This is a genomic window from Coleofasciculus sp. G2-EDA-02, from assembly GCF_040226375.1.
In the GTDB taxonomy this organism is placed as follows: Bacteria; Cyanobacteriota; Cyanobacteriia; order Cyanobacteriales; family Coleofasciculaceae; genus Coleofasciculus.
The window spans coordinates 1-19,497 of the sequence record NZ_JAVKEW010000041.1 but is presented as its reverse complement, the minus strand read 5'-3'; the positions used below and the strand labels follow the sequence as shown (position 1 = coordinate 19,497).

Here is a 19,497-nt window from a genome sequence, read left to right as displayed (position 1 = left end):
ATATATGCCATGGCGCGTCTAAAGCCATGGTGTAGGGGCGGGTTTTACCGATACCATTTTAGACACAACCGATAACTTAACTAAACCCGCCCTTCTAGAGAAACAGGCAATAGGCAATTCATAATTCATCATTCATCCTGTAATTTCCAATACCATCGCCAAAACCGAGACGGTAACCAAAAGGGATGTAACCCAGAATACCCAGATACTGTTTCATTTAACACCCTCCTGCGCCAAACTTGCCACATTATCAGTAACCAAAGAATCTCACCAACTCGTCGCCCTCGCAAATAGGCACTAAATTCCCCTTTAATCAGTTGCAGGGGTAATTGCGGTTGCCATCGTCCTTCGGCTTCTAAAATACCCGAATTTAACCAATATCCTACCTCAGACCATAACTCATTTAAACACCACACCGTTAACGGCACTCCCATCCCCCGTTTTTCCCGCCACACCACCTCTGGCGGTAACCAAGATTCCACCGCACGTTTGAGGATATATTTTTCACAAGCACCCCGCAGGTAGAACTCCCCCGGTATCTGAAATGTCCACTCGGATAACGGAATGTCACAAAAAGGCGATCGCACCCACAATCCATGAGAGAATGCTAAGTTAGTCGCCCGTGGGTGGATATTTTGTGCGCCTTTTAACATTAACGTCGCCCGACGCAATCGATCTAAAAGAGTCGTGGTAAACTTAGGCTCTAAAGCCTCGGCTAACCATTGTTCCGGTTGTACCGATAACTCCTGGTTTATCTGATTCTGAAATACCCGCTCCTCATATCCCCAAAGACGGTGAAAGGTTCGCAAATACTGTTGGGTAAATCCTGTATTTCCGCCCTGATGTTCTTGATTATAAACACCAGCCGCAATTAACGGTTTATTCGTCCATCCAGCAAAAAGTTGGTCGCCGCCTTCCCCATTAAAAATAACCTCTGTATCTTGACTCGCCGCTTGACACAATAAATATAACGGAACCGTTACACCATCACCAAAGGGCAAATCTAACGCCGTCGCTGTAGCTTTGATGGCTTGCTTGATTCGACGAGGTGTGGCATCAACTTTAACTAGGGGAATATGCAGATAGTCAGCCACCTGTTCAGCATAGGGCAATTCCGAGACACCCGCTAACCCAAAATCTAAGGTATAGGCTTTAACCTTTACTCCCGCTTGCACTAATAATGCCGCTATTGTAGATGAATCTAACCCGCCAGACAGAAAAACGCCAACGGGTTCACTAGGCAAATTTTCCAGTTGTCGATGTACGGCATTTTTTAACAGGATTTGCAGTTGAGAGATGGCTTCGTTTTCATCGTGAATTAACACAGAAGCCGATTGCCATTGATAATAACGGTGAGTGGTATGAGTTAAGTCTTGTTCAGATTTAACTTGCCAGGTTTCAACGGTTCCAGCCGCTACAGAAAATATATGGGCTACTGGGGTCAACGGTGTGGGAACATAGGAAAAACAGCTATAACCATACAACCCATGACTATTCACCTCTGGTGTTTTAAGCAGGGGTAATAATAGCTGTAACTTAGACGCAAACCAGATAACTTTTTCCTGTTTTTTCCAATAGAGAGGGACACGTCCAAAGGGTTCACGTCCTAAAATTAGATGATTATTTTCCACCTTCACCCAAGCATCGGCGGAGTCGTGAAAACCAGAGGCGGATAACGCGGCGATGATACCGTCTTTATTGGCTAAGGAATTAGCCGGATTATTGCCAATATACCTAACACCCCAATTCAAAGTACCATTTTTAGAGACTTTATCGCTGGAATTTGTCAACCGATTTGATGTCTTGAAACTTGTCGCGGCAATGAGTACGTTAGTTAACGTCGCTTCGAGTTCGTCGGGTGAATTAAGACCCCAATAGCCGATAAAATGATCAGGATTAATCACAATAATTGAATTTGGAATTAATTTGATTAAAATGGTGCTGAGATACGCCTTTGTGAATTGCTTAAATTATTAATATACCGTAGTGGCGTGGCACACCTAATTTGAGCGATTAATCTTATACCTGGAAACCGTAGGGGCGCAAGGCTTGCGCCCAGATGCATTTAATTGGGGTATTAGTAGCGAGTAAGATGTTCACACTACAAGGATACCCTAAGTAGATTGAAGAGATTTTAGGATTGCTTCATTTTGTCTTTCAGTTATGCGAACAAAATTTGAGTGAATAGTTCAGATTATTTAACTGTAAACGATGTTTTCTCAAGGGTGCGATCGCCTAAGCTCATCCGCACTTGCCAAGTTCCCGTAGAATCTAAGGTGTGACGACAATAGGTATGCCAAACCTCTCGGTCAATTTTCTGGGTTTGATAGCGATTCTGATGTACAATTTGACCATTGGGATTCATCCAATCACACTGTAAGGAAAGCGTTTGTCCTACAGGTGCGTCTTGTAAGGTAACGCGGTAGACTATCTGTTGGCGATTAATCTCCGATATGGGTTCACACGTCTGCTGATTCGGGGTAATGCAACTTCCAGAGACAGAAACTGCCGCGATCGCACGTTGGCGATTTACAATGAATACTGTGGAGGCTGCGATCGCACCCACTATCGCCACCCCCACTCCTATCCCAATCCAGCGATTCCGTTTTTGTTGAACGGCTAACGCTTGGCGACGGCGTAACTGTACCAGCGCTTCATCTAGCAACTCTGGTGGTAAATTCAATTCCTGCAAAATCTGCTGAACTTCTTGGCGGTCAATTTCAGCCTCGTGGCGTCTAGCTAATTGATCCACCTCAGCGACGAGTTGGGTTAACTGATCTTGAGTAAGTCGTTCATTAGTCACAATTAATTACTTCTAAACCAGAAGCTTGAGACTACCTACTTTCTCTATACCATAAAACCTATATTCCGTCAAGGTCAGCGCGACAAAAAGTTCCCTCCCCTGATCAGGGGAGGGTGAGGGTGGGGTCTGTCTCAAGGTATTGCTTTCTTGAGATTCGGTTACTCATTAAAAACACTAAAAAGTTTCACGCATTCTTGTAAATTACTCTTAGCAAAATCAGGCGCTTTCTCCCAGCTAATCGGCTGAAGTTCACTCAGCTTTATCGGGTTCATATCTTCAAATGACCATTGTACCTCTTCCGCCTCGCGAGAAGGTTCGCGATAAGCAGTTTTCACATTTTTGACGATATTTTCATTAGCTATCCCTTTAAAACAACGACTCTGCTCAGTTTGCCAAAAATACTCCTGTCCAATTAGCCTATCATCAGTTTTGATAAACACTAAATACCGACTACCCGGACGGTCAAATTCCGCTGATTCGCCATAAAAATAATTGCCATCGGGTAAACCTTTCATCGTCGGCTTAGGGGTATCAACGCCGGGTGGTTTGGGTAAAGGGGGTGGGACAGCTTTAGAAATTTCTGGAGTGGGGGAGGGTATCTGAGGGGGGACAGATGGTGTATTATTGGGGACTTGTTCAGGAGTAGGTAAAACCACTATCTCTGGTGGCGTGGGTGAAATCGTCGGCGTGGGGAGGGGTGAGGGCGTCGGTGTTTCTGTGGGAAGGGGTGAGACATTCGGGGTAATCACGGGAAAGGAAAAATCTGCGGGTGTTTCTGATGCGGGGGGTGAGGAACTCTGGGCGTCTTGAGTGGGTTGAGAGGACTTACAGCCAAACATACCCAACCCCACAACCGTGAGAATCACCAGCCACTGAATCCCGTGGATACGCCGCCAGTAGGCGTTTCGGTTGTCAGGATGAGAGTCTGGGATATACACCTGACCCGCTTTCGCGTCTATCGTTGTTGTCAATTGCCTAGAATTTGCCATAGTAAAAACTAGGAAAAAATTATACGCGATCGCACCACCATCCGTCGTCGGCGATAATAGCGCCACCGCCTTTGTTACTGTAATCGAAAACTATGGGCGAACTCTATCCCCCCATCAAACCTGATAACCAAGGAATGTTACAGGTAAGTAACCTACACAGGATTTCATCCGAGGAGTCAGGGAATCCGGAAGGTAAACCGGTAGTCGTGTTACAGGATAAGTAGGGGTTTGGTAACCAAACCCCTACTACGGCGCGGCACTTTAGAAGACTAACAATTTAATCTTAATTTAACAAATCTTCTTGTTATATCTACCTTTAGGTACTGTTTTTGAGATCAACACTAATAAAAGGGCTATTATTTTCCGCCTATAGAGATAAATTTTACTTTGCTAAACTATCTCTCTTTGTAGATAACATCCTTGGGTTTATTTTCTGATAATTAGCGACAGAAATAAAAACGTTATACAAGTCATAGTTCCCTCGGAACACCTCTATAGGGCTCCCCCAGCTAAGAGACGCGCCATGGCGCGTCTCTACATTGCTCCCCCTGCTTTTGGCGCTTAAGTTGACACCAATGGGTAACCAAACCCCTACTACGGCGTGGTGAGGATGTCAATAATGATGATGGTGCATTTGAGGCATCTCCGAATCTTCCATCGGAATCGAAGTCGGATGTAATCGCATCAGTAATGCACTCTGAGGCGGTGCAGGAAGCCAACCCAAACGATGAATCCCCATCCAAATGGTTAACACTCCCAATACAGCCATCGCCCCTGCCATATACCGTTGCAGTTTGGGAACCTTCAGTCGCTGAATTAATAGCCCAAATCCTACCATAGCGGGCATTGTGCCTAAGCCAAACAGAAACATACCCACAGTGGCGACAGGAATAGGTTGAGTGATAGCCAGACTCAGTGCGATCGCAGTTAATCCACAAGGAATATACCCCAACAATAGACCCAAGGGATAGGTGCGATACCAACTCGTACTAGCAAATAACCGCCCCATACTCTTTTGATACCAGCGCCAATTTTGCACAGGCGGGAGTTGCACTGGTAATAAATGTAACTGTCCCAAGGCTAAATAAACCATAATTAGCCCCGCCACAATTAAAATACTGGCTCGTAATCCCAGTAAACCCTGTATAATTTGACCAAAGCTACTGGCAAGAAATCCCAGAACGGCATAGGTTGTCGAACGCCCTAGCCCATACAAAACATGAGAATACCAGGGATTAGACTGAGGTCGGGTATAGCCCATGACAAAAGGACCACACATTCCCACGCAATGACCACTGCCCACAAAACCCAGGGCTAAAAATAATAATAAGCTTAACATTATAATCGCCAACTCATGATAGGACTAACAATACCATCTTGTTAGATTAGGGCAATGATAGCCTTAAAGAATCCCTTGCGTTAGCACCACTCCCAATTATGTTACCTCAACCTAAAAAACACTGGACGCCTGAACATTGGGCAACCTGGAAACCCTTCGGTATCGGCGAACAATACCCGAACAATTACTGGGAAGTATTTCGCGCCATTTGGGAAAACCGGGATCAACTTCCCTACGCCTGGGATATCCTCAACCAAGGCGTCTGCGACGGTTGTGCTTTAGGCACCACGGGCATGAAAGACTGGACATTAGAAGGCATTCATGTCTGTAATGTCCGATTGCGACTGCTGCGAATGAATACAATGCCCGCCTTTGACCCCCAACTCCTGGCAGATGTATCACTGTTGCAGGGCAAAAAAAGTGCTCAACTGCGACAGATGGGGCGACTTCCTTACCCGATGATGCGTCAACGGGGAGAGAAAGGATTTCATCAGGTGAGTTGGGAGGAAGCCCTGGAGACGATTGCCCATCACATTCGCACCACCACACCCGATAAACTTGGCTTTTATCTCACCAGTCGCGGCACCGTTAATGAAACCTATTATGCTGCCCAAAAAGCGGTGCGGGCAATGGGAACCAATAATATTGATAATGCAGCGAGAATTTGTCACTCTCCCAGTACAGCTGGATTGAAAACCGCATTAGGTGTTGCCGCTACAACCTGTTCCTATAAAGACTGGATAGGCACCGATTTATTAGTCTTTTTTGGTTCTAATGTGGCAAATAACCAACCCGTCACCGTTAAGTATCTTCACTGGGCAAAAAAGGCGGGTACAAAAATAGTCGTAATCAACACCTACCAGGAACCGGGGATGGAACGCTATTGGGTGCCGTCGATTCCCGAAAGTGCTTTATTTGGCACGAAATTCGCCGAAGACTTTTTCCTGGTAAATATGGGCGGGGATATGGCGTTTATTAATGGTACACTGAAACATTTAATCGCCAATAATTGGGTTGATCACTCGTTTATCAACACCTATACAGACAACTTTGAAGACTTAAAAGACACCCTAGACTGCCAATCCTGGGAGGAACTTGAACGGATATCTGGGGCTTCTCGTGATCAGATGTATGAATTTGCCCAGATGGTAGCTGAGGCGAATAAGGCTGTCTTTGTCTGGAGTATGGGGATTACCCAGCATGAATGTGGCGAAGATAACGTGCGAGCCATTATTAATCTAGCCCTAACCAAAGGCTTTGTCGGCAGAGAAGGCTGTGGCTTAATGCCGATTCGCGGACATTCTGGGGTGCAAGGAGGTGCAGAGATGGGATGCTACGCCACGGTACTCCCTGGAGGGAAGCCGATTACATCAGAAAATGCAGCACAGTTGAGTGAAAAATGGGGATTTGAGGTGCCAACATCCCCAGGATTAACCGCAGCGGAAATGATTCAAGCAGCCTATGGGGGAGAGTTGGATGTCCTGTTTTCGGTGGGGGGGAATTTCCTGGAAGTTCTACCCGAACCCGACTATGTGGAAACGGCATTAAAGCGAGTCCCTCTACGGGTGCATCAGGATATTATTTGTTCCAGCCAAATGTTAGTTGATCCGGCGGATACGGTAATTTTACTCCCAGCCACCACTCGCTACGAAGTGCCAGGAGGAGTAACAGAAACAACGACAGAAAGAAGAGTGATTTTTAGTCCCGAAGTTCAGGGATCTCGCATTGGCGAAGCGCGTCCAGAATGGGAGGTTTTCATGGAATTAGCCAGGAGATTACGTCCCGATTTAGCCGGAGAAAACGATAGCAAGACGCCCTTAAACTTCGACGGAACATCGGCGATTCGCCAAGAAATTGCCCAAGTTATTCCCCAATATGCTGGGATTCAACATCTTAAAGAAGCGGGAGATCAGTTTCAATATGGGGGTTCTCATCTTTGTTTTGGCTGGAATTTCCCCACACCAGATGGGAAGGCGCGGTTTACTCCTTTATCCCCACCACAACGGGATTTACCAGAGGGGTGTTTCTTAGTCGCCACCCGGCGCGGGAAGCAGTTTAATAGTATGGTACAGGAAAAGAAAGATGCGATTACCGGTGCAGTACGTGAGGCGGTGTTGATCAGTCCAGTGGATGCTGTAGGATTAGGATTAAAAGATGGCGATACCGTGATTCTCAAGAATGAGGTTGGGGAATTTAAGGGACGAGTGTATACGGCACCCATCAAACCGGGGAACCTGCAAGTGCATTGGCCCGAAGGGAATATACTCTTAGACAAGAATAAGCGATCGCGTGAAGTCGCCATCCCTGATTATAATGCCTTGGTGCGATTGGAACGTTATTTAAGTTAGAACATACAGAACACACCATCTGTGCTATTGGTGGTGCATATTCCTTTAACTCCTTTTGTCGATGGGAAGTAAAACGAAAACCAGGGTTTGGGTTATAGACAATGGTAACGTGCGATCGCGCCAGGATCAGGTGGCGACGGAAGAACCCCTGGAAATTCGTCTCACCTCTCCCCAGCAAACCGTAGCGGTTACGATGCGAACTCCGGGGGCTGATTTTGAACTAGCGGCGGGTTTCCTGTACGCTGAAGGGATAGTTCGCGATCGCAAGGATATTCAGCAGATCAGTTATTGTGTCGATCCTGATGTTGATGGGGAACAACGTTACAACATTGTTAATGTAAAACTTCGACCCGGATTATCGGTTAATTTACAACCCTTAGAACGTCACTTTTTTACCACCAGCGCCTGTGGTGTTTGTGGGAAAGCTAGTCTAGAAGCCTTACACTTACGAGGATGTCCAGTTATCACCAAAGGATTAGAAGTTAGTCCAGATGTAATTTATAACCTACCCGAACAATTACACACCGCCCAGCGGATTTTCTCAAGTACCGGAGGATTACACGCCGCCGCCTTATTCGACAATCAAGGAAAGTTACTTTCAGTACGAGAAGATGTTGGACGCCACAACGCTTTAGATAAACTAATGGGTTCCGCTTTCTTGAGTGATCAATTGCCTTTAACCAACCAAATTGTTCTGGTGAGTGGACGTTCTAGCTTTGAGATCGTACAGAAATGTTTAACCGCAGGTGTCCCTATTATTTGTGCGGTATCTGCACCCAGCAGTTTAGCCGTTGCGTTAGCCAGGGAGTTTGGCATCACCTTAGTCGGATTCCTGCGCGGAAAACGGTTTAATATTTATACAGGAAAGGAACGGATACATTTGTAGGGAAAGTCGTGCATAGAGGGGTACATTTGTAGGGAAAGTCGTGCATAGAGCGAAGTATACACAAAACGCAAATATCTTGCAGGCTTCCTCTAATGTCCAAAAATGCTTGGCTCGATGGTTAAATCCATCTAATTTGTTGTTTTGTGCAAAATACGGTTTCTTTGCCATCTGGCGTTTCAGTTTTTGATGATACTATAGTAGTCAGTATAGAAATAATTAGGTTACAGCTACTCACCCGGCAATAATTAGCGATATGACATCTCCGTTTCCTGGCATGAATCCCTATCTGGAAAATCCAGAATTATGGTCTGAGGTGCATAGCCGTCTAATTGTCGCGATCGCGGATGAGATTGCACCCGCGTTACTTCCTAACTATTATGTAGCCATTGAAAAGCGTGTCTATAGTAGCACTCCTGAGGATAATATCCTGATTGGCATTCCCGATGTTTCCGTTGTCTATTCAGGGGTAGAGGCGTCTCCAGAATTAGCCACGCGCAACAGGGCTACCGCTACCTTATCGAAGCCTGATCAACCGCAAACCGTAACGATTCCTTTGGCGGAAGAGGTAGAAGAACGCTATTTAGAGATTCGAGACACTAAAACGGGAAAAGTTGTCACCACGATTGAACTCCTTTCACCTAAGAATAAACGAGCAGGTGAGGGGAGGGAGGCGTATCTACGCAAACGCCAGCAAATTTTAACCCGTTCCACCCACTTTGTAGAAATTGATTTACTTCGCGGTGGAAAAGCTATGCCGATGCAAGGGGTAGCTGAGTTAACAGACTATCGGATTTTGATTAGTCGCAGCGAGTTAAGACCTCATGCCCAGCTTTATGCCTTTAATTTAACCGATGCGATTCCTAAAGTCGAGTTACCGTTGCAGGGGGAACATAAGAGTCCCATCCTTGATTTAAAACTTATTCTTGATGGCGTTTATCAGCGTGCAGGGTATCACTTCCGCATTGATTATCGTCAGTCAATCACTCCTGCTGTTTCTTCTGAGGTAGCGGCTTGGCTGAATACGCTGCTAGTTGAACAGGGATTACTGTAGCTATTGTCCTAGCGTGACCCATCTAAAATAGTAGGATAAAGAGCAATTGATAATCGTGGTAGCCCAATGACACCTCAACTCATGGTTCAACCCTCAGCCCTAATGTCCTCCGGCATTAAAATGAGCGAATTCGGTAATATTTATCTCTTTCGGTTCAATGATGAGCTACAATCTCGCTTTGAAGAATTATTAGAGAAACGAAAAACGAATCAACTAACCCCTACAGAAGAAGCGGAATATGCAGGAATCTCGGAACTCCAACGAATCTTTACCCTAATTAATGCTCAACTTGCGACTAAAAGTAAATGGTGTCCAACCCAACCCGAAAACTTGTACGACAACGAGCGAGATACCTTTGTGAATACTGTCACTCCCCCGAATATCTGAGTCCAGACCGTTTCACGATTGACCATATTATGCCCCAGTCTCTGGGAGGTTCAAACCACCGGGATAACCTTGCCTTAGCTTGTCATCGTTGTAATGAGCGTCATTATAACTTTACATCGGGTCTTGACCCCCAAACGCAAGTAGAAATTCCCCTATTTAACCCTCGTCAACAACAGTGGTCAAACCATTTTATCTGGACAAAAGAAGGCATAAAAGTTTTAGGCACAACGTCTACGGGTAGGGCGACTTGTAACCGCCTCGACATCAATGATGAACGCCGTGATGAACCTTCGATTCAAATTGCCCGTCGATTGTGGGTTATAGCAGGTTGGCATCCACCGGAGTCTGATCCGCGACTCTAGCTAATAGGTTGGGTCGAAGAATGAAACCCAACGCCTCTACAAAGCAGGCTCTGAGCGTAGTCAAAGGGTCTAATTGTAGGGGCGGGTTTAGCCGTTTAATTTTGGTACTTATCGATAACCTTTCAACAAAACCCGCCCTTCATCATAGGACAGAGGATGAGAAGAGAAGAGCCGAGGAGGATTAGATGGCGATCATACTACTTTGGATGGAAGATTTGGAAACCTTTACTGTAGTTGTTTGATTGCCGCATTAGCGTGTAATTTGACACTCAATTGAGGATCATTCTGGAGTTGTACTAAAGCTTTCATCGCATCAGCGACTCCTAATTGTCCCCAACTGTAGGCTAACGCCTGTTTAATTGCGGTTGTTTCAACACTAGGATGTCCAGATTTGAAGAAATCCAGCAAAATTTTAGCGGCTTGGTATTTCAGATTTGGGGTTTCAATCCGCCCAAAAACGCGCACAATTTCTAAGATGGAGTCTTCGGCTATGGCGGGTAATGCTTGGTGTAAATACTCCAATGTCGTCGCCGTTTCTATCCGCGCCAATACCTGAATGACAGTCATTTGCAGGGGAAGGGGAGTTAAAGGCGATCGCACAACCGGAAATAACGCCTCGGCTGCTTTATCTGTGCCGATTCTACCAATCGCGATCGCGGCTTGCTCACAGACTTCTAAGTTCACATCATACAGTAGGGGTTGCAGATGCTTTACCATCTCTAACTCGGTTTCACAGGAGGCGCTTAAGCCTAAACCCATCACCGCTTCCTTACGCACAGAGGCGGCATAATCTTTTAACGCGACTTGGAAAACGGGTACAATGCGATCATCATGGAAACTGCTGAGGGCGGCAATGGCGGTGAGGCGCACCTGAACATCTGGATCATGGACGACGCTTAATAAGGGATCAATCACCTCTAGACAACGCATTTGAGCTAAGGCGCGAGTAGCAAAAAGACGGAATTCCGGTTGCACCAGCAAATCAGTCAACGCCTCAACCGCAGGTTGTCCGATAGCGGCTAACGCACTAGCTGCGATCGCACTTAACTCTTCATCTTCACTGTGATCCAGTAATTTCACCAATGTCCGAATCACCTCAGGCGTATTAAATCCGCCCAAAATCCGCCCCGCAAACCACCGTTGCTCTAAATCTTTCTCCTCATCTTCCAGAATTTGCACCAACGGCGCCACAATCCTTTCTCCCCATTGTGGCAAAACCTTGGCAATATCCCAACGCGCCTGAAAATCTCCCTGTTCCAGAACCGTTAAAGCTATTGCCAATCCTAGGGGCAATTCCTTTGTTTCTGGGTTGGAACTATTATAGCTACACTCATGCAACGGTAATTGCTGCAAACATTGAGTGACTGAAAACCAATCCCCTTGCTCTGTTGCAACTGTGGCTTGTTTAAGAAGTTTTTCCATTGTTTGATCAATTACATCGTGACCCAGACTGAATGGTATGCCACGTCAGCCTCACTCTTATCGTTTCATGAAATCGGTGATTTATACAGATTCTATTCACAAATTGCATTTAAATTATGCAGTTTTTTCAAATTCAAATCAAAATCGTATCCAAATATACAATTTACGACCTTAACCTTGCTTACCTTACTGAAATTAAGAGGGTAAATTTTAGACAACCGAAAACCGTAAAAATTCATCACAATAGCTCTATGACTACAACAACAGACGTATCCATAAAAATAAACAAAGTGGAACAAGCCAAAGCCGAGAAAGATGGGCTAGACATTAAACAGGAACTGGAAAGCTTAATCCAACTTGGCTGGGAAAACATTGATAAAACCGACTTAGAACTCCGCCTCAAGTGGTTAGGTGTCTTTTTCCGCCCAGTGACTCCCGGTAAATTCATGTTGCGCTTACGCATACCGAATGGTTCTCTTGACAGTGAGAAAATGCGAGTTCTCGCCAATATTGTGCAGCGTTATGGTGATGATGGTAGTGCTGATATTACCACTCGGCAAAATATTCAACTGCGAGGGGTTCGTTTAGAAGATATTCCGGAAATTTTCCGTCAACTGCAATCCGTTAATCTGACGAGTATGCAGTCGGGAATGGATAATGTGCGGAATTTAACCGGATCACCCGTCGCCGGAATTGATGCTGACGAGTTAGTTGACACCCGTGATATGCTGCAAAAATTGCAGGACATGATTACCAATAACGGGGAAGGCAATTATGCATTTACCAATCTTCCTCGTAAATTCAATATTGCCATTGAAGGAGGAAGGGATAACTCCATTCACGCTGAAATTAATGATATTGCCTTTATCCCTGCCTATCGGGATGGAGAATTAGGATTCAATGTTTTAGTCGGCGGTTATTTATCAGCCCAGCGTTGTGTCGAAGCGATTCCCTTAAATGCGTGGGTTCCGGTAAATGAAGAAGATGTGATTAACTTGAGTGGTGCGATTCTCACCGTTTATACCAAGAATGGATTAAAAGAAGGATTACGAAAAAACCGCCAAAAAGCCCGGATGATGTGGTTAATTGATAAATGGGGAGTTGAGCAATTCCGGGCAGAAGTCGAAAAAACTTATGGCAAAGAACTTCTCCCTGCTGCGCCTGAAAATGAGATTACCCAAGAGAAAAAGGATTATATTGGGGTTTATCCCCAAAAACAACCAGGCTACAGCTATGTTGGCTTACTGGTTCCAGTGGGGCGCTTGTCAGCCGACACCATGTTTGATTTAGCCCGATTAGCTGATGTTTATGGGAATGGCGAAATTCGCTTAACGGTTGAACAAAATTTAATTATTCCCTACATTGCTAATGAAAAACTCGAAGCATTTCTGAGTGAACCTTTACTACAGCAGTTTCCGATTAATCCTTCGACTCTCACCCGCTCATTGGTGTCTTGTACCGGGAATCGCTATTGTAATTTTGCCATCATTGAAACCAAGCAACGGGCATTAAAACTGGCGCAAGAACTGGATCAAGAATTAGATATTCCCCAAAGAGTTCGTATACACTGGACAGGATGTCCAAACTCGTGCGGACAACCTCAGGTTGCCGATATTGGGTTAATGGGTACGAAAGTTCGTAAAGATGGCACGCCTGTCGAAGGGGTGAATCTTTATACCGGGGGAAAAGTGGGCAAAGATGCAAAATTAGGAGACTTATTGGAAAAAGGAATTGCTTGCGATGATCTAAAACCGATTCTCCGGAATCTATTAATTGAAAACTTTGAGGCTAAACTTAAGGATGGAGTGGTTCTCGAACCAGAACCAGACATCCAGGAGACTGTTCAGCAGAAGACTCAACCTTCACCTGAGACGGAAACGAACGGAGATCAAGCCCAAACAAAAATATTTTTCGCGGGCTCTTGGAAGCAGGTTGACTGTAATTCCCAGGAATTTATCCTGAATACGGCTGAAAGCCAAGGTATTGAAATCGAAAGTAGTTGTCGTGCTGGCACTTGCGGAACTTGTGCTAAAAAGTTATTAAAAGGTCGAGTGAAGTATGAGGAAAATTATGATGCATTAGCAGATTTAGAGGAGGGAATGGTTTTGACCTGTTGTGCTTTGCCTGAAGGACAAGTGGTTATTGATGCTTAAGGCATTTGTCATACTCGCTCCATTGAGAAGCAAGCTACCTCATTTGTCGTTGGTTTGTCGAATAAATAATTCTCCCATTTAGTCGGGGGCGGGTTTAGTGCAATTCGGGTGAAGCCAAAAAAGATAATAGTGAAAAGATCCCTACATTCGGGCAAACTCTTTCATCCTTCATTCTTTCCGTCCCCTATTGACTAAATAGGGAAATCAAATTATTTAATTTTTTCACCCAAAAATTGATAGGGGTTGGTATAATGATTTGAGTCTCCTGAGTACAACTTAAAATACATAGCTCCTGAACCTAACCACAATGCTAAAAAGATTAAGGTCATAACAGAACCCCAGGAAAAAAGCTTAAACTTCCGATTGGTGGTTAGTAATTTCTGTGGTAATGGTGAAAGTTCTAAGGGTGTGTTGTTTGGGGTGTTGTTTGGGGCAACTTCGGTTCCTTGGACGGTAATTAATTTTAGTCTCTGTAACTCCGTGAGTGCGGTGTGAACTTCGCTCAAGTTAACCGAATGTTCAAGGAATTCTGCCGTCCAAGCTTGGAAGTTATGCCAATTCAAATTGACTTTCTGATTGGTTTTAGTATGAAACAGAATCCAGTGATAGAGTAAACTCTCGCAGGGAGAAAGCTTTGTCTTAATCATTGCCAAAACTCCAATTTTTCGATAAATGTGAGTATTTTAGGGAGGTAATATTGGCTGAAAAACTTAGCTATAGGAGGTTGTCCTTTCGCTAAAAGTGGCTACAGCACTAACAGATATTCTCCATGTTCAGGAATCCACGTTAGCCATTCATGATCCGAGACTTGGGAGAGTATCAACGCCTCATAGTGGGCGAATGGATTGGGGAGTTCCTCTAGTCTCAGCCACATTCCTGGTTGCAGATAGCGAAAAACTTCACTAGCCGAGAGGCTGGTTAGAGGGGGTTGCGGTTTTGGGCTTTTCATATCTGTTCCGTCTGATTCTCGATCGGCTTCTTGTATCAGAATATACCAAAATAAAAATCTGTATCGAATAATACATAAAATTTAATTGTAGATTTGTTAACTAATCCTCACAGCCACTCAATGCCGAAGCGATCGCATCTTTGTTCAGGAATCACTAATGGTTCTCTCTCAATCTGCTATCGCCCTCAACCATTGTGGTTATAGTCCCATCGTCCTATTTTTCATCCCCCATCATGAGTATTATTTTCAGAGAACTGCTAAAGAAAGTGGGTAGCGGTAGCCATACTCACAAAGATTTAACTCGTGAAGAAGCAGCCAAAGCCACAGAAATGATCCTGAATGAAGAAGCGACTCCGGCTCAAATTGGAGCGTTTTTAATTGCCCATCGAATTAAGCGCCCCACGAGTGACGAACTTGCGGGAATGTTGGATGCGTATGAGCAATTCGGTTGCACAATACCCCGGTTATCTGGTGATCCGATAGTAACGGTAATGGGGACACCTTACGACGGGCGATCGCGAACCGCCCCAGTTACTCCCTTAACGGCGCTGATGCTGGCGGCTTCAGGGGTTCCTGTAATCCAACATGGCGGCGACTGTATGCCCACCAAATATGGCATTCCCTTAGTGGAAATTTGGCAAGGATTGGGAATCGATTTTACCCGATTGAGTCTTGCCCAAGTTCATCAGGTTTTAGAAACAACTCGCTTTGGTTTTATTTATACTCCTAACCATTTTCCGGCGACTCAAGGTTTGGTGAATTATCGGGATCAGATTGGTAAGCGTCCACCTTTTGCGACTGTTGAATTAATTTGGCTTCCTTATGCTGGGAAGGTACATCTAGTGGCTGGTTTTGTCCATCCCCCAACGGAAGAATTTATGCAGGGAACATTAGCATTACGAGGCGTCAATAATTACACATTAGTCAAGGGGTTAGAGGGAAGTTGCGATTTGCCCCGGGAACGGACGGCGATTATTTCAATCCATAAACCTGGAGACAGCGAACCCTACCAACGCCTGAAACTTCACCCTAGGGATTATGGCTTTGAAGGGAAGGAGGTTACTCTAGAGTCAAAGGAACAATTATTAGTAAAAATTAAAGACGTTTTAGCCGGAAAAACTTCAGAATTTCAAAAATCAGTGATTTGGAATGGTGGGTTTTATCTCTGGCGTTGTGGGGTTTGCCCTACGTTAGAAGATGGATTAAGCAAGGCGGAGTCTTTGTTAATAACAGGTGCACTTCAGCAGCAGTTGGCTGAGATTGAGTCTACTGTTAGAGGTTGAAATAGGAAACAGGGAATGGGGAATAAATTAATAATTTTAGAATTGCACCGTAGGGGTACGGTATTGCTCGTTAGTGTCAAGTTAAGCTCAAAACTCCACCCATCCGACTAGCGCTCAACGTTTAGATCCCCCTAAATCCCCCTTTTTAAGGGGGACTTTGAAAAGGTATGTTTCAGCCGTTTTTAGTGAGTTTTTTTAACCCGATTTGATGTAATTTATTGTTCCCCCCGTGCAATAAACGCTCTCGCATCCTCTGGCTTCCCCCATGCAAAAAAAGCGAAGCAACATCTGGTCTCCCCCGTGCCAAAAAAGCGAAGCATCCTATGGCTTCCCCCTTTTTAAGGGGGACGGGAGGGGGATCTTAAGGGGGACGGAAGGGGGATCTAAAAGGGGGACGGGAGGGGGATCTCTTATTAAGTAAAGGTTTCAGCCTTAAGTTTCTTATTGTCACAAAACTGTATTCCACAGCACATAATATTACCAATTAACCGGGTAAAACTGCGTTCACCTGCTAGGGGTGTGTCAAATAATGCCACAGCAATCCCCATCTGGGTTAGAGTTGGCACAATAAAGGCATTCCAGCCATAAGGCGCACACATTCCTTGAATGCCAATTACCAACGGTGTCTGATCGGCAGGTCGATCCTGTGGCAAAAAGACAGCCACAGGAAAACTACTCAGCCGTTCGTCGATATCGGTGATTCCCGTAAAATGAAACGGTTCGTAGAACCAATAACGCTGACCCGTAACTCCCTCAAAGGCGATCGGATCACAACCGTAGACGGGCATAGGCGATGGGTATAGTTAACATTTCGTAATTTTTCTTAAACTAAAAGATAGCATCCTAATTTTCCGCTAAAGACTATGCTGCTGCAATCCAACCAACGGACGAAACTAGACGATACCGACGATACGCTGTTTTACTCTTTCCCTCGCTTCGTCACCCATGTTGATGCTGGGTTTTTGGATCAACTCACTCAACTGTATAGAGAACGCCTCAAACCCCATACTCGCATCCTGGATATGATGAGTAGTCATCTGTCCCATCTGCCAGAGGACATGGAATTCGCCCATGTTGAAGGACACGGGATGAATGAACAGGAACTAGCACGCAATCCCCGATTAAACCATTCCTTTGTCCAAGATCTGAATAAAAATCCTCAGCTACCTTTGCCAGATCAAGAGTTTGATGCGGTTCTCAACTGTGTCTCGATTCAGTACTTACAATACCCTGATGCCGTGTTTCAGGAGATTCACCGCATCCTCAAACCCGGTGGTATCGCCATGATCAGCTTTTCCAATCGCATGTTCTTCCAAAAAGCGATCGCGGCATGGCGAGAGGGGACTGAAGCAAGTCGTGTGCAACTTGTCAAGGGTTATTTTCAATCTGTACCCGGATTTGGTACCCCAGAAGTGATTACCCGTTCTTCTTCTGTTCCCAGTTTTTTGCAAATGCTGGGAGTTGGCGGGGGTGATCCCTTCTACGCCCTCATCGCCCAACGTCAAGACAACCAACAGGGAGTCTAAGGAGGAGTTAAATGATGCAACGTTTACGAGATTGGGGTTTTACGCGGGAATGGCGGAATGGAAGACGATTTGCCTACCGCGAGGAAAATACTTGACAGATGGGGGTTCCAGCCTATCAAGTCCCTTGGCTTTCGTAATGGATACCTCAGCCAGTCATAAAATTGACCTATATGATGCAACAAAACTTGATGTTCAGGATACAATAGCCAAGTGGTGTGAGTAAGTAAAAATAACTATTTAACGAATGCTAAATCGTTCATCTAGTGTAATCTGTCCACCAAACCCGAATCGGGAAGCTGCAACTGAGAGCGATCGCGGGACGGTAAGCGGCACGAGTGACCAACGGCTGATAAAATTAATGAAGTCGATTTACCAGGCTGATCAGCAAGTCAAGTATCTACATTTGCATGCAGAAGTAGATTCACTCTTGCAGCAGCTCCAAATCCTCCAAAAACAACGGTTGGCTACGGCGCAATCCGACGCCAATAATTAAGGGGAACAGTAGTGTTTGGTTTGATTGATGCTGTTTTTGCACCCCAGAACTCATTCTCGGGGTGCTAAGTTTTGCTGACTCTGACTGATCAGCACAAGGATATACCCTTCTATCTGCCAATAATAGATGACGGGGCAGGATTTTTTTTGCCTGACTATTCGCAATTCACTAAATCTCATGTATTGAATTCTTTCATGACTATATCGACAATCAAAGAACAAACTCCCGATTCCTCCTTAAAAAGGGTTACGACTACCTTAAGGTTGAGAGACATTTTGCAGACGTTACCGCGTGAAGTGTTTCAAAAAAACCGTCGCAAAGCCTGGACAGTGGTTCTGGTGAATATTTTAATGGTGGGTCTAGGCTATGGGGGTTTAGCGCTTGCACCCTGGTTTTGTTTACCGCTATTATGGATTTTCACCGGTACAGCATTGACCGGCTTTTTTGTCATCGGTCATGATTGCGGTCATCGTTCCTTTGCCAATCGCCGTTGGGTGAATGATTTGGTAGGACACCTGGCATTTTTACCTTTAATTTATCCCTTTCATAGCTGGCGCATTCTCCATAACTACCATCATGCCCACACGAATAAGCTTGGCGAAGATAATGCATGGGAACCCTTTACAGTAGAGTATTATGCCAGCCACTCGGTTTTAGTTAAGTGGTTTTACAAACTAATACGCGGTCGATTTTGGTGGATTGGTTCGATCTTCCATTGGGCATTACTGCATTTTAAGTGGGGGAATTTTCAAGGAAAACAGCGTTCTCAGGTCAAGTTTTCAGCCTTGCTTGTTATCGGTTTTGCCGTCGTTGCATTTACCTTACTCATTGCGACAACAGGTGTATGGGGAGTTGTAAAATTCTGGCTGATTCCCTGGTTGGTGTACCATTTCTGGATGAGTACGTTTACCATTGTTCACCACACAGCACCCGATATTCCCTTTACCCCGGAACCGGAATGGAATGAGGCTGAGGCTCAATTATTTGGTTCGGTTCACTGTGATTATCCCCGTTGGGTAGAATTTCTCTGCCATGACATTAATGTTCACATTCCCCATCACATTTCCAGTGCGATTCCGTCTTATAATTTGCGGTTAGCCCATCGGATTCTCAAGGAAAATTGGGGAGATGAACTACGAGAATGCCGTTTTTCTTGGTCGTTGATGAAACAGATTACCGACCAATGTCACCTCTATAATCAACAAGAGTGCTATCAGTCGTTTAAAGACTATCGAAAAGCCTTGGCTGGAGACAATTAATACGGTATTGTCACGAATCGAGTAAACTCTGAGATCCCCGATTTCTTGAAGAAGTCGGGGATTTTGGTATTAAGTTCAATGGCACGCTCATTCAAAAATTGACAATGGATAATGAACAATGGATAATGACCCCTCCTTAAAAGAAGAGGATTGAAATTAAGGAAAATCTTTTTTAATTTCTTCGTAAACGAAGAGGTCTTAGACCCAATTAATCAATTGTCAATTATCAATTATTAATTATCCATTG

General features: G+C 44.9%; 18 protein-coding genes and 1 pseudogene. 11 read left to right on the top strand and 8 right to left on the bottom strand.

Going from position 1 to position 19,497, the window contains the following annotated elements:
- Positions 1–128 precede the first annotated feature (128 nt).
- From RLO19_RS04095 to RLO19_RS04085, 3 genes are all read right to left on the bottom strand, one after another.
- Positions 129–1,904: an asparagine synthetase B family protein gene (locus RLO19_RS04095; RefSeq protein ID WP_446354080.1), complete on the bottom strand. Its 1,776-nt coding sequence runs from the start codon at positions 1,902–1,904 to the stop codon at positions 129–131.
- A gap of 290 nt (positions 1,905–2,194) precedes the next feature.
- Positions 2,195–2,803 (bottom strand): DUF3859 domain-containing protein, encoded by a 609-nt coding sequence (locus RLO19_RS04090; protein WP_446354078.1) that lies wholly within the window; start codon positions 2,801–2,803, stop codon positions 2,195–2,197.
- 158 nt (positions 2,804–2,961) lie between these two features.
- On the bottom strand, positions 2,962–3,858 hold the full coding sequence (locus RLO19_RS04085) for a hypothetical protein (RefSeq protein WP_446354076.1): 897 nt from the start codon (positions 3,856–3,858) through the stop codon (positions 2,962–2,964).
- 26 nt (positions 3,859–3,884) lie between these two features.
- On the opposite strand from RLO19_RS04085, the pseudogene RLO19_RS04080 reads away from it, so the two are divergent.
- Positions 3,885–4,004 (top strand): annotated as a pseudogene (locus RLO19_RS04080) (alpha/beta fold hydrolase); the annotation flags it as partial.
- A 401-nt stretch (positions 4,005–4,405) separates the two neighbouring features.
- Here the strand turns inward: RLO19_RS04080 and RLO19_RS04075 are convergent.
- Positions 4,406–5,131 (bottom strand): sulfite exporter TauE/SafE family protein, encoded by a 726-nt coding sequence (locus RLO19_RS04075; protein WP_446354074.1) that lies wholly within the window; start codon positions 5,129–5,131, stop codon positions 4,406–4,408.
- A 98-nt stretch (positions 5,132–5,229) separates the two neighbouring features.
- Between RLO19_RS04075 and RLO19_RS04070 the strand changes: the two genes are divergently transcribed.
- The 5 genes from RLO19_RS04070 (at position 5,230) to RLO19_RS04050 (ending at position 10,165) form a co-directional block, all read left to right on the top strand.
- A complete protein-coding gene (locus tag RLO19_RS04070; RefSeq protein ID WP_446354073.1) occupies positions 5,230–7,479 on the top strand; it encodes an FdhF/YdeP family oxidoreductase in 2,250 nt (749 codons plus the stop codon).
- A gap of 61 nt (positions 7,480–7,540) precedes the next feature.
- Positions 7,541–8,365, top strand: a complete 825-nt coding sequence (gene fdhD / locus RLO19_RS04065) for a formate dehydrogenase accessory sulfurtransferase FdhD (protein ID WP_446354071.1) — start codon at positions 7,541–7,543, stop codon at positions 8,363–8,365.
- 253 nt (positions 8,366–8,618) lie between these two features.
- The gene (locus tag RLO19_RS04060) at positions 8,619–9,416 is read left to right on the top strand and encodes a DUF4058 family protein (RefSeq protein ID WP_446354069.1); all 798 of its coding nucleotides are present in this window, start codon (positions 8,619–8,621) and stop codon (positions 9,414–9,416) included.
- Positions 9,417–9,482: 66 nt separating this feature from the next.
- On the top strand, positions 9,483–9,803 hold the full coding sequence (locus tag RLO19_RS04055; protein WP_446354067.1) for a hypothetical protein: 321 nt from the start codon (positions 9,483–9,485) through the stop codon (positions 9,801–9,803).
- Positions 9,722–10,165, top strand: a complete 444-nt coding sequence (locus tag RLO19_RS04050) for an HNH endonuclease (protein WP_446354065.1) — start codon at positions 9,722–9,724, stop codon at positions 10,163–10,165. Before RLO19_RS04055 ends, RLO19_RS04050 begins: the two co-directional genes overlap by 82 nt.
- Before the next feature lie 225 nt (positions 10,166–10,390).
- Here RLO19_RS04050 and RLO19_RS04045 read toward each other — a convergent pair whose 3' ends face one another.
- Positions 10,391–11,587: a HEAT repeat domain-containing protein gene (locus tag RLO19_RS04045; RefSeq protein ID WP_446354063.1), complete on the bottom strand. Its 1,197-nt coding sequence runs from the start codon at positions 11,585–11,587 to the stop codon at positions 10,391–10,393.
- Positions 11,588–11,838: 251 nt separating this feature from the next.
- On the opposite strand from RLO19_RS04045, the gene RLO19_RS04040 reads away from it, so the two are divergent.
- A complete protein-coding gene (locus RLO19_RS04040) occupies positions 11,839–13,740 on the top strand; it encodes a ferredoxin--nitrite reductase (RefSeq protein WP_446354061.1) in 1,902 nt (633 codons plus the stop codon).
- 209 nt (positions 13,741–13,949) lie between these two features.
- Here RLO19_RS04040 and RLO19_RS04035 read toward each other — a convergent pair whose 3' ends face one another.
- Both RLO19_RS04035 and RLO19_RS04030 read right to left on the bottom strand, forming a co-directional pair.
- Positions 13,950–14,387, bottom strand: coding sequence for a hypothetical protein (locus RLO19_RS04035; protein WP_446354059.1), 438 nt, complete (start codon positions 14,385–14,387; stop codon positions 13,950–13,952).
- Positions 14,388–14,485: 98 nt separating this feature from the next.
- Positions 14,486–14,689 carry a hypothetical protein gene (locus tag RLO19_RS04030; protein WP_446354058.1) on the bottom strand — a complete coding sequence of 68 codons (204 nt, stop codon included), beginning with the start codon at positions 14,687–14,689 and terminating at the stop codon, positions 14,486–14,488.
- Positions 14,690–14,922: 233 nt separating this feature from the next.
- Between RLO19_RS04030 and RLO19_RS04025 the strand changes: the two genes are divergently transcribed.
- Positions 14,923–15,972 (top strand): anthranilate phosphoribosyltransferase family protein, encoded by a 1,050-nt coding sequence (locus RLO19_RS04025; RefSeq protein ID WP_446354056.1) that lies wholly within the window; start codon positions 14,923–14,925, stop codon positions 15,970–15,972.
- 413 nt (positions 15,973–16,385) lie between these two features.
- Here RLO19_RS04025 and RLO19_RS04020 read toward each other — a convergent pair whose 3' ends face one another.
- A complete protein-coding gene (locus RLO19_RS04020) occupies positions 16,386–16,760 on the bottom strand; it encodes a hypothetical protein (RefSeq protein ID WP_446354054.1) in 375 nt (124 codons plus the stop codon).
- Between the two features lie 75 nt (positions 16,761–16,835).
- Here RLO19_RS04020 and RLO19_RS04015 point away from each other — a divergent pair, with 75 nt between their 5' ends.
- From RLO19_RS04015 to RLO19_RS04005, 3 genes are all read left to right on the top strand, one after another.
- On the top strand, positions 16,836–17,498 hold the full coding sequence (locus tag RLO19_RS04015; protein WP_446354052.1) for a class I SAM-dependent methyltransferase: 663 nt from the start codon (positions 16,836–16,838) through the stop codon (positions 17,496–17,498).
- A gap of 244 nt (positions 17,499–17,742) precedes the next feature.
- Positions 17,743–17,991: a hypothetical protein gene (locus RLO19_RS04010; protein WP_446354050.1), complete on the top strand. Its 249-nt coding sequence runs from the start codon at positions 17,743–17,745 to the stop codon at positions 17,989–17,991.
- Positions 17,992–18,185: 194 nt separating this feature from the next.
- Complete coding sequence (locus RLO19_RS04005; RefSeq protein WP_446354048.1) at positions 18,186–19,250, top strand: fatty acid desaturase; 1,065 nt, start codon at positions 18,186–18,188, stop codon at positions 19,248–19,250.
- Positions 19,251–19,497 lie beyond the last annotated feature (247 nt).